Source organism: Streptomyces gilvus (assembly GCF_022513565.1).
GTDB lineage: Bacteria > Actinomycetota > Actinomycetes > Streptomycetales > Streptomycetaceae > Streptomyces > Streptomyces gilvus.
Genome location: NZ_JAKWBE010000041.1, coordinates 1 through 14,509, shown reverse-complemented (window position 1 = coordinate 14,509; position 14,509 = coordinate 1). Strand labels below are relative to the sequence as shown.

The 14,509-nt window shown below is 72.6% G+C and carries 14 protein-coding genes and 1 pseudogene; 6 read left to right on the top strand and 9 right to left on the bottom strand.

The window, feature by feature from the left end; genetic code table 11:
- Nucleotides 1-15 precede the first annotated feature (15 nt).
- Both MKW14_RS37415 and MKW14_RS37410 read right to left on the bottom strand, forming a co-directional pair.
- Nucleotides 16-561 (bottom strand): annotated as a pseudogene (locus tag MKW14_RS37415) (threonine aldolase family protein); the annotation flags it as partial.
- 73 nt (nt 562-634) lie between these two features.
- Nucleotides 635-1,630 carry a pirin family protein gene (locus MKW14_RS37410; RefSeq protein WP_240870714.1) on the bottom strand — a complete coding sequence of 332 codons (996 nt, stop codon included), beginning with the start codon at nt 1,628-1,630 and terminating at the stop codon, nt 635-637.
- A gap of 89 nt (nt 1,631-1,719) precedes the next feature.
- Here MKW14_RS37410 and MKW14_RS41720 point away from each other — a divergent pair, with 89 nt between their 5' ends.
- A complete protein-coding gene (locus MKW14_RS41720; protein WP_374116653.1) occupies nt 1,720-2,085 on the top strand; it encodes a hypothetical protein in 366 nt (121 codons plus the stop codon).
- Here MKW14_RS41720 and MKW14_RS37400 read toward each other — a convergent pair.
- Both MKW14_RS37400 and MKW14_RS37395 read right to left on the bottom strand, forming a co-directional pair.
- Nucleotides 2,063-3,118 carry a maleylacetate reductase gene (locus tag MKW14_RS37400; protein WP_240870712.1) on the bottom strand — a complete coding sequence of 352 codons (1,056 nt, stop codon included), beginning with the start codon at nt 3,116-3,118 and terminating at the stop codon, nt 2,063-2,065. The two genes, MKW14_RS41720 and MKW14_RS37400, sit on opposite strands and share 23 nt — an antisense overlap.
- Nucleotides 3,115-3,978, bottom strand: coding sequence for a dioxygenase family protein (locus MKW14_RS37395; RefSeq protein WP_240870710.1), 864 nt, complete (start codon nt 3,976-3,978; stop codon nt 3,115-3,117). Before MKW14_RS37395 ends, MKW14_RS37400 begins: the two co-directional genes overlap by 4 nt.
- A 346-nt stretch (nt 3,979-4,324) precedes the next feature.
- On the opposite strand from MKW14_RS37395, the gene MKW14_RS37390 reads away from it, so the two are divergent.
- The 3 genes from MKW14_RS37390 (at nt 4,325) to MKW14_RS37380 (ending at nt 8,783) form a co-directional block, all read left to right on the top strand.
- Complete coding sequence (locus tag MKW14_RS37390) at nt 4,325-5,524, top strand: EfeM/EfeO family lipoprotein (protein ID WP_240870708.1); 1,200 nt, start codon at nt 4,325-4,327, stop codon at nt 5,522-5,524.
- Nucleotides 5,521-6,759 carry an iron uptake transporter deferrochelatase/peroxidase subunit gene (gene efeB, locus MKW14_RS37385; RefSeq protein WP_240870706.1) on the top strand — a complete coding sequence of 413 codons (1,239 nt, stop codon included), beginning with the start codon at nt 5,521-5,523 and terminating at the stop codon, nt 6,757-6,759. Before MKW14_RS37390 ends, efeB begins: the two co-directional genes overlap by 4 nt.
- A gap of 191 nt (nt 6,760-6,950) precedes the next feature.
- Nucleotides 6,951-8,783: a phospholipase C gene (locus MKW14_RS37380; RefSeq protein ID WP_240870704.1), complete on the top strand. Its 1,833-nt coding sequence runs from the start codon at nt 6,951-6,953 to the stop codon at nt 8,781-8,783.
- Nucleotides 8,784-8,850: 67 nt separating this feature from the next.
- On the opposite strand, the gene MKW14_RS37375 is transcribed toward MKW14_RS37380, so the two are convergent.
- On the bottom strand, nt 8,851-9,420 hold the full coding sequence (locus tag MKW14_RS37375; RefSeq protein ID WP_240870702.1) for a rhodanese-like domain-containing protein: 570 nt from the start codon (nt 9,418-9,420) through the stop codon (nt 8,851-8,853).
- A gap of 91 nt (nt 9,421-9,511) precedes the next feature.
- Between MKW14_RS37375 and MKW14_RS37370 the strand changes: the two genes are divergently transcribed.
- Nucleotides 9,512-9,799, top strand: a complete 288-nt coding sequence (locus MKW14_RS37370) for a metal-sensitive transcriptional regulator (protein WP_240870789.1) — start codon at nt 9,512-9,514, stop codon at nt 9,797-9,799.
- Nucleotides 9,800-9,817: 18 nt separating this feature from the next.
- On the opposite strand, the gene MKW14_RS37365 is transcribed toward MKW14_RS37370, so the two are convergent.
- From MKW14_RS37365 to MKW14_RS41115, 4 genes are all read right to left on the bottom strand, one after another.
- Nucleotides 9,818-10,564, bottom strand: coding sequence for a sulfite exporter TauE/SafE family protein (locus tag MKW14_RS37365; RefSeq protein ID WP_240870700.1), 747 nt, complete (start codon nt 10,562-10,564; stop codon nt 9,818-9,820).
- Nucleotides 10,561-10,932 (bottom strand): rhodanese-like domain-containing protein, encoded by a 372-nt coding sequence (locus MKW14_RS37360; protein ID WP_240870787.1) that lies wholly within the window; start codon nt 10,930-10,932, stop codon nt 10,561-10,563. The genes MKW14_RS37365 and MKW14_RS37360 overlap by 4 nt, the downstream gene beginning before the upstream one ends.
- Before the next feature lie 39 nt (nt 10,933-10,971).
- Nucleotides 10,972-12,330: an MBL fold metallo-hydrolase gene (locus MKW14_RS37355; RefSeq protein ID WP_240870698.1), complete on the bottom strand. Its 1,359-nt coding sequence runs from the start codon at nt 12,328-12,330 to the stop codon at nt 10,972-10,974.
- Between the two features lie 108 nt (nt 12,331-12,438).
- Nucleotides 12,439-13,431, bottom strand: coding sequence for a hypothetical protein (locus tag MKW14_RS41115; RefSeq protein WP_308314675.1), 993 nt, complete (start codon nt 13,429-13,431; stop codon nt 12,439-12,441).
- A gap of 214 nt (nt 13,432-13,645) precedes the next feature.
- Here MKW14_RS41115 and MKW14_RS37345 point away from each other — a divergent pair, with 214 nt between their 5' ends.
- A complete protein-coding gene (locus MKW14_RS37345) occupies nt 13,646-14,461 on the top strand; it encodes an MIP/aquaporin family protein (RefSeq protein WP_240870696.1) in 816 nt (271 codons plus the stop codon).
- Nucleotides 14,462-14,509 lie beyond the last annotated feature (48 nt).

The following is a 14,509-nucleotide window of genomic DNA, read 5'->3' as shown; positions in this document are numbered from 1 at the left end:
GCCGCAGGGGCCCCGTCAGCCGGCGTGGCGGTGGACGGCCTCGACGAGGTGGTCGACGTCTTGCGGGGTGGCGGCGAAGGACGTGACGAGGCGGACGACGCCCGGCTCCCAGCGGTCGTGGTAGAAGGCGTAGCCGTCGGCCAGGAGTCCGTCGATGACCGGCCGGGGCAGCCGGCAGAAGACGATGTTGGCGTCGGCCGCACCGAGCAGACCGACGTCGGGCACGGCCTTCAGGCCCTCCTGGAGACGGGCCGCCATGGCGTTGGCGTGCGCCGCGTTGCGCAGCCACAGGTCGTCGGTGAGGTAGGCGTCGAACTGGGCCGCGTGGAAACGCATCTTGGCGGCGAGCTGACCGGCGCGCTTGGCGCGGAAGGACAGTTCGGCGGTGAGCGAGCGGTCGAAGACGACGATCGCGTCGGCGGTCATGGTGCCGTTCTTGGTGGCCCCGAAGGACAGCAGGTCGACCCCGGCCCGCCAGGTCACGTCGGCGGGCGCGCAGCCGAGAGCGGCGACGGCTCCGGCGAAGCGGGCACCGTCCATGTGCAGACGCAGCCCGGCGTCCCCCGGCCGGTCCGGAAGGTGGAGCCACTACGCCGGAGACCCCGGCCGGCATGACGTACGGGCTGATGACGTGTCAACGACGGCTCAGGTGCGGAGGGTTGCGGCGTGGGGTGATGACGGCGTTGGGCAGGGCGGGGGCGGGGAGGCGGCCTCCCGGGAAGTCCTCGATGACGCCGAAGCGGTCGGAGGCGGCCTCCCAGTCCTCGCGGGCCCGGGCGATGTCCTCGTGGCTGCGCCCGATGAAGTTCCACCACATGACGATCTCCTCCTCGAAGGGCGGGCCGCCGAGCAGGATCGTGCGTGCGGGGGCCGCCGATTCGTTGACCAGCGTCAGGGTGTCGGCACCGCAGGGGACGTAACCGAGATCGGCGGGGTGCACCACGGTGTCGAGGAGGCGGACGTCTCCGGCGTCCACGAGGAGTCCGTGCTCGAAGGCGGGGTCGACGGCCAGCGTGACCGTCGCATGCGGTTCGAGGGTGAGTTCCGCGCCCAGCAGGGGCGTGAACGACCGCACCGGGGACGTGCTTCCGGCGAGTGAGCCGAGGAAGACCCGGAGTTCGGCCCCTTCGACCGACACGGGCTTCGGCACATGGTGCTGGAAGTCCCGGCCGGTGCCGCGGTGCTCCTCGGGCAGGGCCACCCACAGCTGAACCCCGTGCAGGACCGTGGTGTTCGGCGTGGAGACCTCCGAGTGGGCAATGCCGTGACCGCCGGTCATCAGGTTCATCTCGCCGGGGCGGATCAGCGCGCGGGTGCCGAGGGTGTCCCGGTGCTCGATCTCGCCGCTGAAGAGCCAACTCACCGTCTGCAGACCGGTGTGCGGGTGCGGGGGTACGTTCATGCCCCGCTCGGTGGCGTCGACCGGGCCGTAGTGATCGGCGAAGCACCAGGCGCCGATCAGGGTACGGGCCCGCTGCGGGAGCGTCCGCCGTACACGCATCGCCCGCGGGCCGCCGAGGGGCACGTCCCGCGCCGACAGCACCTCCACCCGGGGCGCCGCGTCAGGCTCGCCGTCGTCCACGGTCGCACCGCAGCGCAGCGCCGCCGGTTCGGTCTCCACGTTGCTCACCGGAACCACCCTCCACCCACTCTGGTTGTTGCATCAACCAGCCTGCCACGAGAACGAGCCGACAGCCCCGGCAGGAGCCGGCTTCACCGATGGCGGCGGGGTCACGCGCCCAGGTCCCCGACGAGTCGGCCCGCGGCCGGCTCCGCGAGGGCCTCACCCCCGAGAGCGCCGCGGTCCTCTTCCAGGCGGTGCTCAACGGGCTCCAGCTGCAGTGGGTCCTCGACCAGGACCTCGACATCGTGGGGCCGGTCACCGACTTCGTACGACTGCTCTTCGAGCAGGGCGACGCCCGCCAGCGGTCACTGGGCCGGCGTCCGGCCCGCCTCGTCCGCGACCCCGGTGCCGAGCAGTGCCTCCTTGTTGTTCCACAGCCAGCTCTGTCCGCCCGGCCCCGGTCGTCTCTGTGGCGACGATCACGTCGCGCGGGGGTCGTCAGGGCGCGAGGCTCCCGTTGAGGGCGTCCGTGAGCAGGGTGTGGAGTTCCGGTTCGGTGACCGGGCGGGGGTTGGCGTAGGGCTGGGCCTGTGCCTGGGTGACGACCTCCTCCAGGTCGGCCTCGGTGAGCCCGAGTTGGGCCAGGGAGCGCGGGGTGCCGAGGGCGGCGGACGTACGGGCGAGGTGGTGGGGTACGTCGTCGGTGGCCAGGGCGCGGCGCAGGGACTGGTCGGCCTCCGGTGCCGCCGGGAGGTTGAAGGCGGCGACGTAAGGGAGGAGGACGGTGTGGGTGGCGGCGTGCGGCAGGTCGAAGGTGCCGCCGAGGATGTGGCAGAGCTTGTGGTGCAGGGACATGGTGGTGGCGCCCAGGCACGCGCCGCACAGCCAGGCACCGCGCAGGGCGTCGGCGCGGGCGTCGGTGTCCAGCGGGTCGGCGGCGATCGCGGGCAGGGCCGTGCCCAGGGAGCGGACCGCCTCCTCGGCCATGGCGGAGACGATCGGCGAGGCGTCGGGGGCGTAGAGGGCTTCCACGGCGTGCGCGACGGCGTTGAAGCCGCTGGTGACCGACACGTCGACGGGGAGGCCGACGGTGAGGTCGGGGTCGTAGACGACGCTGCGGGGCAGAACGGCGCGGTCGCGGCCGGTGCGCTTGCGGCCGTGCTCGGTCAGCCCCCACACGGGGGTCATCTCCGAGCCGGCGTAGGTCGTGGGGACGCAGATCACGGGCAGCCCGGAGTCCAGGGCGATCGCCTTGCCCAGCCCGACGGTCGATCCGCCGCCGACGGCCAGGCAGCCGTCGGCGCCGGCGTCGCGGGCCGCCGCGCGGGCGGCCTCGGCGACCTCGACCGGGACGTGCATCCGGGCCTCGGTGAAGGTCCCGGCGCACGCGTCGCCGAGGAGGGCGGCCGCCTGCTCGGCCAGGGCGCGCTGACCGGGCGTTGACAGCACCAGCAGCCGGCGCAGCCCCAACCGCCCGGCTTCCTCCGGCAGTTGGCCCAGACTGCCGGAACCGAAGACGACCCGCATGGGCAGGGCCTCGTAGGTGAAGGTCATCGGGAGCCCTCCGGCGCCAGCACGATGTCGAAGCGGGCGTGCGCGAACGGCGCGGTCACGCCGAGGCGTTCGGCGTCCCGCTCGTCGTGGGACTCGGCGAACTCGGTGATCAGGCCGCTCTTCACGGCGAAGACGGCGTCGGAGTCGATGTAGGGGCTGTCGGCGACGAACGCGTGCGTGGTCACCGGGAGGTGGCCCGCCGCCTTCGCGATGAAGTGGATGTGGGCGGGGCGGTAGGGGTGGCGGCCGGTGGCGTCGAGGAGGCGGCCGACGGGGCCGTCGGTGGGGATCGGGTAGTGGGAGGGGACGACGGTGCGGAACCAGTAGCGGCCCTCGTCGTCCGCCCGGAACAGTCCGCGTCCGTTGCCCGGCGGCTGGACGTCGGGCTGCTGGACGTCGTAGAAGCCCTGCTCGTCGCACTGCCACACGTCGAGTTCGGCCCCCGGCAGCGGGGTTCCGTCGGCGGTGAGCACCCGGCCGGAGACCACGCAGGCCCGGCCGGTGCCCAACAGGTCGATGGTGTCGCCGAGTTCGCGGCTCGGGGACTCGGTCATGTGGAAGGGGCCCAGGACCGTGCTCTCGGTGCCGTCCTCGGTTCCGTTGATGGTCTCCACCAGCATGGAGACGCCGAGCACGTCGGAGAGCAGGACGAACTCCTGCCGGGTGTCGTCGCACTTCTGGCCCACGGCGGTGAGGAAGTCGATCGCCTGCTCCCACTCCTCGAGCGTCGGCTCGACGTCCCGCACGAAGTCATGGAGGTGCCGGGTCAGGCTCCCCAGCAGCTCTCGCAGCCGCTGGTCCTTGGTGTGGCGGAAGCTCTCGACGACCGCGTCGGTGGCGGTCTCGACGGTGAAGTCCATGGCGTTCCTGACTGTTCGGAGATCACGGCCCCGTAGTTGACCCATAAACCAGTCTGCAGCGTACGCGTCGGGTTCGCGCGCGTGGAGGCTGGTCCGCGCGACGCTCGCGCGCCGCGTCACCCAGGGTGGGTTTCCGAGCGTCCGCTGCCGTGGCACGATCTGGAGGCGCCGCTCCGGAAAGCCGGCGTCCGCTGCTTCCCGGGTCCCCGGTGGGCCCTGAACGCCTCGCCGGACGTCGGGTGAACCCCGGGGGAACTCTTGGTCATGGCTTGTTGTGGACGCCTGTTCGCGAAGGTTCCGCTTCCTAGGATGTGGTGATCACGTACGTACGACTCCGGAGGTCCGGATGCCGTTCTCCGGCCTCAGGCTGACCCCGCTCCGGCTGGGCGGGGCACTCGGTCTGCTGCTGGTGCTCGCCCTGGCCGGCGTCCTGCTGGCCCGCTCCGGGGGCGGAGCCCATGCGCGGGCCGCCTCCGACGGGCTGCCGCACACCACCGTCGAGGTCTCGCCGAGCCGCTGCGGCCACGGCTGGGACGCCCCGGTCCCCGGCGTCCAGGTCTTCGACCTGCACAACACCACCGACGGCGCCGCCGAGGTCTTCCTGGAGGACCCGAGGAGCCAGGCCGTGTACGGCGAGGTGGAGGACATCGGCCCCGGCACGACCCGCACCCTGACCGTCCGCGTCGGCAAGGGCTCCTACGCCTTCAAGTGCGTCCCCGACGACGCCGACGCCGTCACCGGACCCACCGTCCGGATCAGCGGCGGCCGTCCGGGACCGGCCGCCGCCCCGGTCAGCGAGCACGACCTGATCCCGCCCGCGATCGCCTACCAGAAGTGGGTCGGCACCGGACTCGCCGATGTCGTACGGCTGACCGCCACCCTGCGCGGCGACATCGACTGCGGTGACCTCGCCCGGGCGCGCGCCGACTGGCTGCCGGCGCATCTGGCGTACGAGCGGCTGGGCGCCGCCTACGACGCCTTCGGGGACGCCGACCGGCAGATCAACGGCACCGACGCGGGACTGGCCGACGGGGTGCGCGACAAGGACTTCACCGGGTTCCACCGGATCGAGTACGGGTTGTGGCACGGGCAGTCGGCGCAGGAGCTGCGCGGTCCGGCCGGCGCCCTGGTGAAGGCCGTCACCGCGCTGCGCGACGCCTGGGCGCAGACGCGGATGGACCCCGCCCAACTCGGGCTGCGGGCGCACGAGATCCTGGAGAACACGGTGCAGTTCGAGCTGACCGGCCGGACCGACTACGGCAGCGGCAGCAACCTCGCCACCGCCCGCGCCAACCTCGACGGCACCCGCGAGGTCCTCTCCCGGCTGCGGCCGCTGCTCACCACCCGGTACGCCGATCTGCCCGGCCTGGACAAGGAGCTGGACCGGGCCGGGCGGACCCTGGACGGTTTCCGAAGCGGTGGCACCTGGACGCCGCTGGACCGGCTGAGCCGTACGCGGCGCGAGGACGTCGACGCGGTGTTCGGCGACCTGGTGGAACGGCTGGCGTCGGTGGCGACCCTGTTCGACCCGCGGAGGACGGTGTGAGCACGCACGAGCAGCCGGGCGGAGTCGGCCGGCGCCGGTTCCTGCGCGGCGCGGCCCTGGCGGGCGCGGGACTGGCCGCGGGAGGCGCGGCCGCCCCCGGCACGGCGACGACCGCCTCCGACGCGGCCACTCCCCCGGTCGCGCCCTTCCACGGCGTCCACCAGGCGTCCGCGATCGCCACGCCCCGTAGGTGCACGGTGTTCACCTCCCTGGACGTGACCGCCGAGAACCGCGCCGAACTGGCCGATCTGCTCAGGACGGTCACCGACCGCGCCCGCTTCCTGACCGCGGGCGGCACCCCTGACCCGGTCGGCATCACCGCCCCGCCCGCCGACTCCGGCGTCCTCGGCGAGCGACTGCCGTCGGGGTCGCTGGCGGTGACCGTCGGCGTCGGCGCGTCGCTCTTCGACGACCGGTTCGGGCTGGCCGGGCGCAGGCCCCGCCGTCTGACGGCCATGCCGTCCTTCCCCGACGACGACCTCAGGGCGGACTGGTGCCACGGCGACCTCAGCCTGCACCTGCACGCCGACGACACCGACACCGTGCTGCACGCCCTGCGCGACATCGCCCGGCACACCCGCGGCGGGATGCAGGTCCGCTGGCGCCTCGACGGCTTCTCCAGCCCGCCGCGGCCCTCCGGCACCCCGCGCAACCTGATGGGCTTCAAGGACGGCACCGCAAACCCGGACCACACCAGTGCGCGCGAGATGGACCGGCTGGTGTGGGTGGACCGCTCCCTGGGCGAGCCGGACTGGGCCGTGGGCGGCAGTTACCAGGTGGTCCGGCTGATCCGGATGCTGGTGGAGTTCTGGGACCGGGTCTCGCTGAACGAGCAGGAGCGCATGTTCGGCCGCTCCAGGGAGTCCGGAGCGCCCCTGGACGGCGACGCGGAGCACGACACGCCGAAGTACACGGACGACCCCAAGGGCGACGTCATCCCGCTGGACTCCCACATCCGGCTCGCCAACCCCCGTACGACGGCCACCGCCGACCAGCGCGTCCTGCGCCGCGCCTACAACTACGACCGGGGCATGGACGCCAACGGCAACCTCGACATGGGGCTGCTGTTCTGCTGCTACCAGCAGGACCTCGCCCGGCAGTTCGAGACCGTGCAGCACCGGCTGGCCGGCGAGCCGCTGACCGACTACATCAGCCCCTTCGGCGGCGGCTACTTCTTCGCCCTGCCCGGCGTGCGCGACAGCGCCGACTGGTTCGGGCGTGCCCTGCTGACCTGACCGTGTCTCACCTGACCTTGTATGGACAACTTTGTAACCCGATCGGTCAATACACAGTCAAAGTTTGCCCCAGCATCCCTGACCCGGTGTTCACCCTCGCGCCATCATGGCTCCGCCGAAGTGCCCCGCACACGGCGGAGCATCCGTGCCGGTAAGACGCACCGACCTTCACGTCCGGAGGGTGAACCAGCATGGCCAGCACTGGAAGACGAACGGCGACGAGGAGCCTCGGGGCACTGGTGGGAGCCGCCGCGCTCACCGTCCTCGGCAGCAGCGCCCCCACCTGGGCCGCCGTACCCGCGGGCCACCAGGGCCACTCCTCGACCGCGACGCCGATCAAGCACGTGGTCGTGCTGTTCGACGAGAACAACTCCTTCGACCACTACTTCGCCACCTACCCGAAGGCCGCCAACACCGACGGCACGAAGTTCACGGCGTCCAAGAAGACGCCGAAGAACATCGACACCCTGGCGCACGCGGGTCTGCTGACGAAGAACCCCAACCAGTACCTGCCCAAGCGGCTCACCCCGGCGCAGGCCCTGACCTGCGACCAGAACCATTCCTACGGGCCGGAGCAGTACGCGGCGGACGGCGGCAGGGCCGACCAGTACGTGCAGAACACCGAGGTCGACAAGTGCAGCGGCGGCCTGTTCGGCGAGCCGGGCCTGGTGATGGACTACTACGACGGCAACACCGTCACCGCGCTGTGGAACTACGCCCAGCAGTACTCCCTCAACGACCGCTCCTTCAGCTCGGTCTACGGCCCCTCCACGCCCGGCGCGCTGAACCTGGTCTCGGGTCAGACCCACGGTGTCGTCTCCGTCGACCCGACGACCGGCAAGCAGACCTCGACCCCCGACTCGTACGCGGTCAAGTCGCCCGACGCCAAGGGGGTCGGCACAGTCATCAACGACCCCGACCCGGCCTACGACGACTGCTCCGACAAGGACCACACCAGCACCAGCGCGCTGGCCGCGATGCAGGGCAGGAACATCGGTGACCTGCTCAACGCCAAGAAGGTGACGTGGGGCTGGTTCCAGGGCGGCTTCCGGCCGTCCACGGCCTGGGACGGCAAGTCCGGCGACCACGCCAAGTGCGACACCGCGCACGCCAACGTCGGCGGCGCCTCCTCGGTCGACTACAGCCCGCACCACTCGCCGTTCCAGTACTACAAGTCGACGTCCAACCCGCACCACCTGCCGCCCAGGAGCGTCGACGAGATCGGGCACAACGGCCAGGCCAACCACAACTACGACCTGACCGACTTCACCGCCGCGGTCAAGGCGGGCAAGCTCCCGGCCGTCAGCTTCGTCAAGGCCGGCGAGTACCAGGACGGCCACGCGGGCTACTCCGACCCGATCGACGAGCAGCACTTCCTCGTCAGCCAGATCAACGCGATCCAGAGTTCGCCGCAGTGGAAGTCGACGGCGATCGTCATCGCGTACGACGACTCCGACGGCTGGTACGACCACGCCTACGTCGCCCCGCGCAACGGCTCCAAGGACACCTCGCTCGGTTCCAACGACAAGGCCACGGACAGCCCCGCCTGCCAGGCCGGTCCGAAGGCGTCCGGCGGCTACGCGGACCGCTGCGGCCCCGGTACCCGTCAGCCGCTGCTGGTCGTCTCTCCCTACAGCAAGGTCAACAAGGTCGACCACACGCTGACCGACCAGTCCTCGATCATCCGTTTCGTCGAGGACAACTGGCACACCGGTCGTATCGGCGACCCCTCCTTCGACGCCACGGCCGGTTCGCTGTCGGGCATGTTCGACTTCCGGCACCCCAACGACAAGCAGGTGCTGCTGAACGCGAACGGCTCGGTGAGGTCGGTCGGTCCGATCCGGCACATCGCCCCGGTCTCCACGCACATCACACCGGGCCCGGCGATGCAGAACACCGCCGCGAGCACCGACGCCTCGGACTTCCCCGCCCTTCCGGTGGGCCTGGGCGTGGGCGCGCTGCTGGCCGCGGGTGCCACGGGCACGTACCTGACGATGCGCCGCAGGCAGCGCGGCGCCGCGTGACGCCGACCGCATGACCAGTGGGGCCCGGTCCTTCCGACAAGGACCGGGTCCCGTTGTGTGTGACCACTCAGCGCGTGCGCAACGCCGCCACGGCGGCGTCGAGGTCGCTCGCACGCGGGCGGTTGTGGGGCAGCCTGGCGAGCAGGGCCGCCAGGCCGCACCTGTTCGTCAGGGCGGAGACGACCAGACCGGCCGCGACACCGGCGGAGAGCAACCGCAGGGCCGGGTGCACCAGCAGGCCGAGGAGGAGGCCGAGCAGGACCAGGGCGCCCGCGGTGAAGCGGACCTGACGCTCCATGGTCCAGCCGGCCCGGGCGGCGGGACGATGGAGTTCATGCCCGTCGGCGGCCCAGGCGGCGGTGCCGCCCGCGAGGGTGGCGGCGGCGACGCCGTGCGCGCCCAGGAGCCGGCAGGCGGTCTCCGAGCGGGCTCCGGACGCGCAGACCACGAGGACGCCTCCCCGCTCCGCGGCCCGGCGTATCTCCGGCAGCAGGCGACGGACGTGGCCCAGGGGGATGTTGAGCACGCCCGGGAGATGACCGGAGGCGTATTCGCCGGGCGTGCGGACGTCGATGACGGTGAGGTCGGGCAGCCGGGTGCGGGCCTGGCCCGGGTCGAGGGTGCGGGGTGTGGTCATGGCAGGTGTGGTCCTTGTGATCCGGTGATGGTCGACGCCGTCCCGAACCGGGACGTACAGTACCCCTAGGGGTATAGGTCGAGGAGTGATGGTGGAACTGGAACTCGAGGGCGCGGAGCTGAAGTCCGTGCTGAACCGGCTGCGGCGCGCACAGGGGCAGATCTCCGGGGTGATCCGGATGATCGAGGAGGGACGCGACTGCGAGGACGTCGTCACCCAGCTCGCCGCCGCCTCGCGCGCCCTCGACCGGGCCGGTTTCGCGATCATCGCCACCGGTCTGCAGCAGTGCCTGACCGATGTCGAGTCCGGCCGCAGGAATGGTGAGGACACCGAGCAGATGCGGGCCCGGCTGGAGAAGCTGTTCCTGTCACTGGCGTGAGACGGGCGGCCGTGGCGGTCACAGCAGCGCGTCGAGCAGCATGAAGGCCGCCACGAGGAGCAGGACGACGGCGAAGACCCGCTGGAGCGCGGTGCCGGACACCCTGGCCGCCAGCCGCTTGCCGTCCCAGGCGCCCAGGATCGCGGCCCCGACGAACGGACCGACGACGGCCCAGTCCAGGCCCCGTGCCGTGCCGCCCCGCATCGCGAGCGCGGCCAGCGAGTTGACGGTGATGACGAGCAGGCTGGTGCCCACCGCCGCCCGCATCCGCAGGCCGAGCACGCCCACCAGCGCGGGCACGGCGAGGAAGCCCCCGCCGACACCGAGGACACCGGTGACCGCGCCGAGACCGGCACCGGCCGCCGCCGCGCGGCCCGGACGCACCGCCACGGCGCCCTGTCCGGCGGGCCGCGAGCCCAGCATCCGTACCGCCGCCGCTCCCGCCACCACCGCGAAGGCCGCCGTCAGCACCGCCTGGGGCAGGCTCCCGGCGAGCGCGCCGCCCAGCATCGCCGGGCCGGTTCCGGCGGCCGCGAACAGCAGTCCCGTACGCCAGCGCACCTGGCCGTCGCGGGCGTGCGCGGACAGGGCGGTGGCCGAGGTGAGGGTGACGATGACCAGGCTCGCGGTGGTGGCCGCGGCCGGGGTGAAGCCGAGCAGGTAGATCAGGGCGGGCACGGCCAGGACGCTGCCGCCGCCCCCGAGCGCGCCGAGCGCCAGCCCTATGGCGCCGCCGGCGATCAGGGCGAGGACGACCGCGGTCACGCGACGGTGCCGGTACGGCCTCGGGCGTCCACCACCGGCAGACCGCCGGCCGCCCAGTCCCGCATGCCGCCGATGACGTCCACGGCGTCCGCTCCCCGCGTGGCGAGCAGTTCGGCGGCCTGCCGGGAGCGGTTGCCGGAACGGCAGATCACGACCAGCGGCCGGTCCTGCGCCCCGGCGGGCAGCCCGGCTCCGGCGATCAGCGCCGAGAGGGACAGACGGACGGCCCCGGGCGCGTGCCCGGCCCGCCATTCGTGGAGTTCACGGACGTCCAGCAGGACGGCGTCGCCGCCCTCGCCGGTCCGGGCGGCGGCCTCCTGGACGCTCACCCGCCCCGGACCGCCCCGGCCCCGCCGGAAAAGACCCATCATGCTGTTCACTTCGTTCCTTGCTCTCTGCTGCGCGGGTCAGCCGTTGCGGACGACGAGCCCGGCCTGTTCGGCCGCGTCGAAGCCGTCGTCCACGGCGACGACGTCCCGGCCCGCGGCGTCCAGCAGGGAGGCGGCGACGGCGGCGCGCATACCGCCCGCGCAGTGCACCCAGACCTGACCGGCCGGGACCTCGTCGAGGCGGCGGTGCAGGGTGTGGACGGGGAGGTGCACCGAGCCCTCGACATGTCCGCCCGCGCGTTCGGAGTCACGGCGGACGTCGAGGACGACGACGCCGTCGCGGGGACGCGCGGCGAGGTCGGCGAACGTGGCACGCCGGAAGGAGGCGGGGCGTTCGCCGGGGCGGAGCCAGTCGGCCGGGGCGCCGGTCGCCGCGGCGGCCGGGCGGTCGATGCCGATCCGGGCCAACTCGCGCTGCGCGGCGGCCAGTTGCTCGGCCGACTCGGCGAGCAGGGTGACCGGCCTGCCCCAGGGGATCAGCCAGGCCAGGTAGGTGGCGAGCTGTCCCTCGGCCTCGAAGTTGAACGAGCCCGCGACATGCCCCTCGGCGAAGGCGGCCCGGTGGCGCAGATCGACCACCCACTCCCCCGCGTCCAGCCGGCCGGCGATGTCGTCGGGGTCGGCCTGGGCGGGCGGGGTCAGGTCGACGGGCGCGGGGCCGGCGGCATTGGCCGGTCCCATGTGCGTGTAGTAGGCGGGGATGTCGTCCAGGCCGGCCGGCAGACCGGCGACGAAGGTGTCCACGTCCCGGGTGAGGGCGTCGTTGGACGCCTTCTCCTTGCCGATGGTCGTGTCGTCGCCGGCCGTCGGGGCGGACGAGCAGAAGCTGCCGAACCCGTGGGTGGGCAACACGGCCGTCTCGTCGGGCAGTTCGGCGGCCAGGCGGCGCGCGGAGGCGTGCTGGGCGCGGGCGAGGCGTTCGGTCAGCCGCGGCTCGACCAGGTCCGGCCGGCCGACGGTGCCGATCAGCAGCGAGCCGCCGGTGAAGACCGCGACGGCCGTGCCGCCGTCCTGAAGGACGTAGGAGGTGTGGTGCGGGGTGTGACCGGGGGTGGCCAGCGCGCGCAGGGCGAGTCCGGTGTCGACGGTCACGCTGTCGCCGTCGTGCACGGGGGTGCGCTCGAAGGAGACGTGGGCCGCGGCGGGCACCAGGTAGGCGGCGCCCGTGACGCGGGCCAGTTCCAGGCCGCCGCTGATGTAGTCGTTGTGCACGTGCGTCTCCACGACGTGGGATATCCGCACCCCGCGCCGCGCGGCGACGGCGATCACCCGGTCGATGTCGCGCGGCGGGTCGACCACCACGGCGGTTCGCTCACCGCCCGCCAGGTAGCCGCGGTTGCCGAGGCCCGGCACCTCGATGACGTCGACGAAGAACACGACCTGCTCCCTTCCGTTCCAGAATTACCCCGGGGGGTATATGGACGACGGTAGCACGGATACCCACGGGGGTATTTTTTCGAGCACTTCCTCGGGACCTGCTGTCCGTCAGGCAGTGCCGCTCAGGCGTTCGACCCGCGCCGCGGTCGTTCTCGCGCGTCGGCCTGCCTCCCGTACGCGGCGTTCGGCGGCCCGAGCCCGTTCGCGGGCCTCGCGGACGGCGGTCCCGGCCTGTCGCTGCTGCTCCTCCAGCCGGCGCAGCTCCTCGCTCAGTTCGCCGACGCGCCGCCGCAGGACATCCGCCTGCTCCTCGGCCTCCCGGGCCCGCCGGTCGGCCTCGGCCGCCTCGTCCCGGCCGGCTCTGAGTTCGGCCTCGGCCTCTTCGGCCTCCCGCCGGGCCTCGTCCAGACGGCGGCGGCGGTCGTCGGCGGCCTTCTCCAGACGGCGACGGCGCTCGTCCTCAGCGGCCTCGTCCGGGCGCCGGGGCGCGGACGGCGGCGGCGCCGATCGACGGGCGGCCCGGGTACGGCGGGCGGTGGCACCGGCGGAGGCGTCGGCGACGGAGGCGTCGCCGGCGGAGGCGTCGCCGGCGGAGGCGTCGCCGACGCGGGCGGAGGGGGGAACGGCGGACGGGAAGCCGACGGTCGGGCCGAAGGGCTTGACCAGTCGTCCGGTGGCCCATTCCCGTCCGGCGTCGGGGTCGGCGAGGACGGTCTGCAGCATCGCCTCGATCTCGCGCTGGACGTCGTCACCGATCGGGTGGCCCGCCTGGTCGGCCAGGTGGCGTGCCTGCCGGGACAGGGCGTTGATCAGGACGTGCTGCCGGCGGCTGAGATCGCGCAGCTGCGGCCCGTCCAGGTCGTGGTGGGCCTGGCGCAGCGCCTCACCGAGCCGCAGCAGCGGTTCGACGTCCTCGGGCTGCCGCCGCACCAGGAGATTGCTGGCCCAGGCCGCGAGGCTCGGGCGGCGCAGCCTGCCGATCCGCTCGGCGAGGGCCCGGTCGCCGCTCTCGCGGGCCGCGGCCGCGCGGGCCTGCCGGGCGGCGGTGAAGTCCTCCGGCCGCAGCCCGTACAGCTCGTCGGCGACAGTGTCCAGGTCCACCAGCGTCCTCCCCGGTCACCTCCCGGGTTTCACACCTGCCGCCGCTCATGCGGTGCCACGGCCAGGGAGGAATACGAGAGCGAACTGCCGGGGCGGGACAGGCAAGCGGGAGAAGGTTGTTCCAGTTGACGCTGAGGCTCTGGACGTCCAGCATCAAAACGTTACCCTCGCGGTCAAAAACGCCCATCCTTTGACAGGTGGAAGGCGGTGCCCCATGGCAAATGGGACCTCGAGAAGGGGACTCCTCGGCGAACTCGCCGCCGAGTTCCTGGGCACCATGGTTCTGATCCTCTTCGGCTGCGGTGTGGTCGCCCAGGTGGTGGCCGGCGGCCTCGGAGATCACGACAGCATCACGTGGGCGTGGGGCTTCGGCGTCACCTTCGGTGTGTACATCGCCGCCCGGCTCAGCGGCGCTCATCTCAATCCCGCGGTGACCGTGGCCCTGGCCTGTTTCAAGGGTTTCTCCTGGGCCAAGGTGCTGCCCTATGCCGTGGCCCAGACGGTGGGGGCGTTCGTCGCCGCCCTGCTGGTGCGCTGGAACTACACGGAGGTTCTGGCCAAGTTCGACCCCGGTCACACGATCAAGAGCCAGTTCGTGTTCTCCACCCTGCCGGGCAACGGTGTCCTTCCCGTGAGCGAGCTCGGGGCGCTGCGCGACCAGATCATCGGCACCGCGATCCTGCTGTTGCTGATCTTCGCCGTGACCGACCTGCTGAACACCCCGCCCGGTGCCAACCTGGCCCCCGTGGTCATCGGCTTCCTCGTCGTGGCGATCGGCATGGCCTGGGGAACCGACGCCGGGTACGCGATCAACCCGGCCCGTGACTTCGGACCCCGGCTGGCCAGCTACATCACCGGATACGGCACGGCGTGGCGAGATCAGTACGGCAATCTGTACTGGTGGGTGCCGATCGTCGGGCCGTTCATCGGCGGTGTGGTCGGTGCCGCGCTGTACCGCTTCGTGATCAGTCCGTTCCTGCCCACCGCGGAACAGGAGCCGGGTCGCGTACCCGCGCCCGACGGCGAGTGATACGGCGGTACTCCTACGACGCCGCGGCGGGGGGGGGGGGGGGGTGGG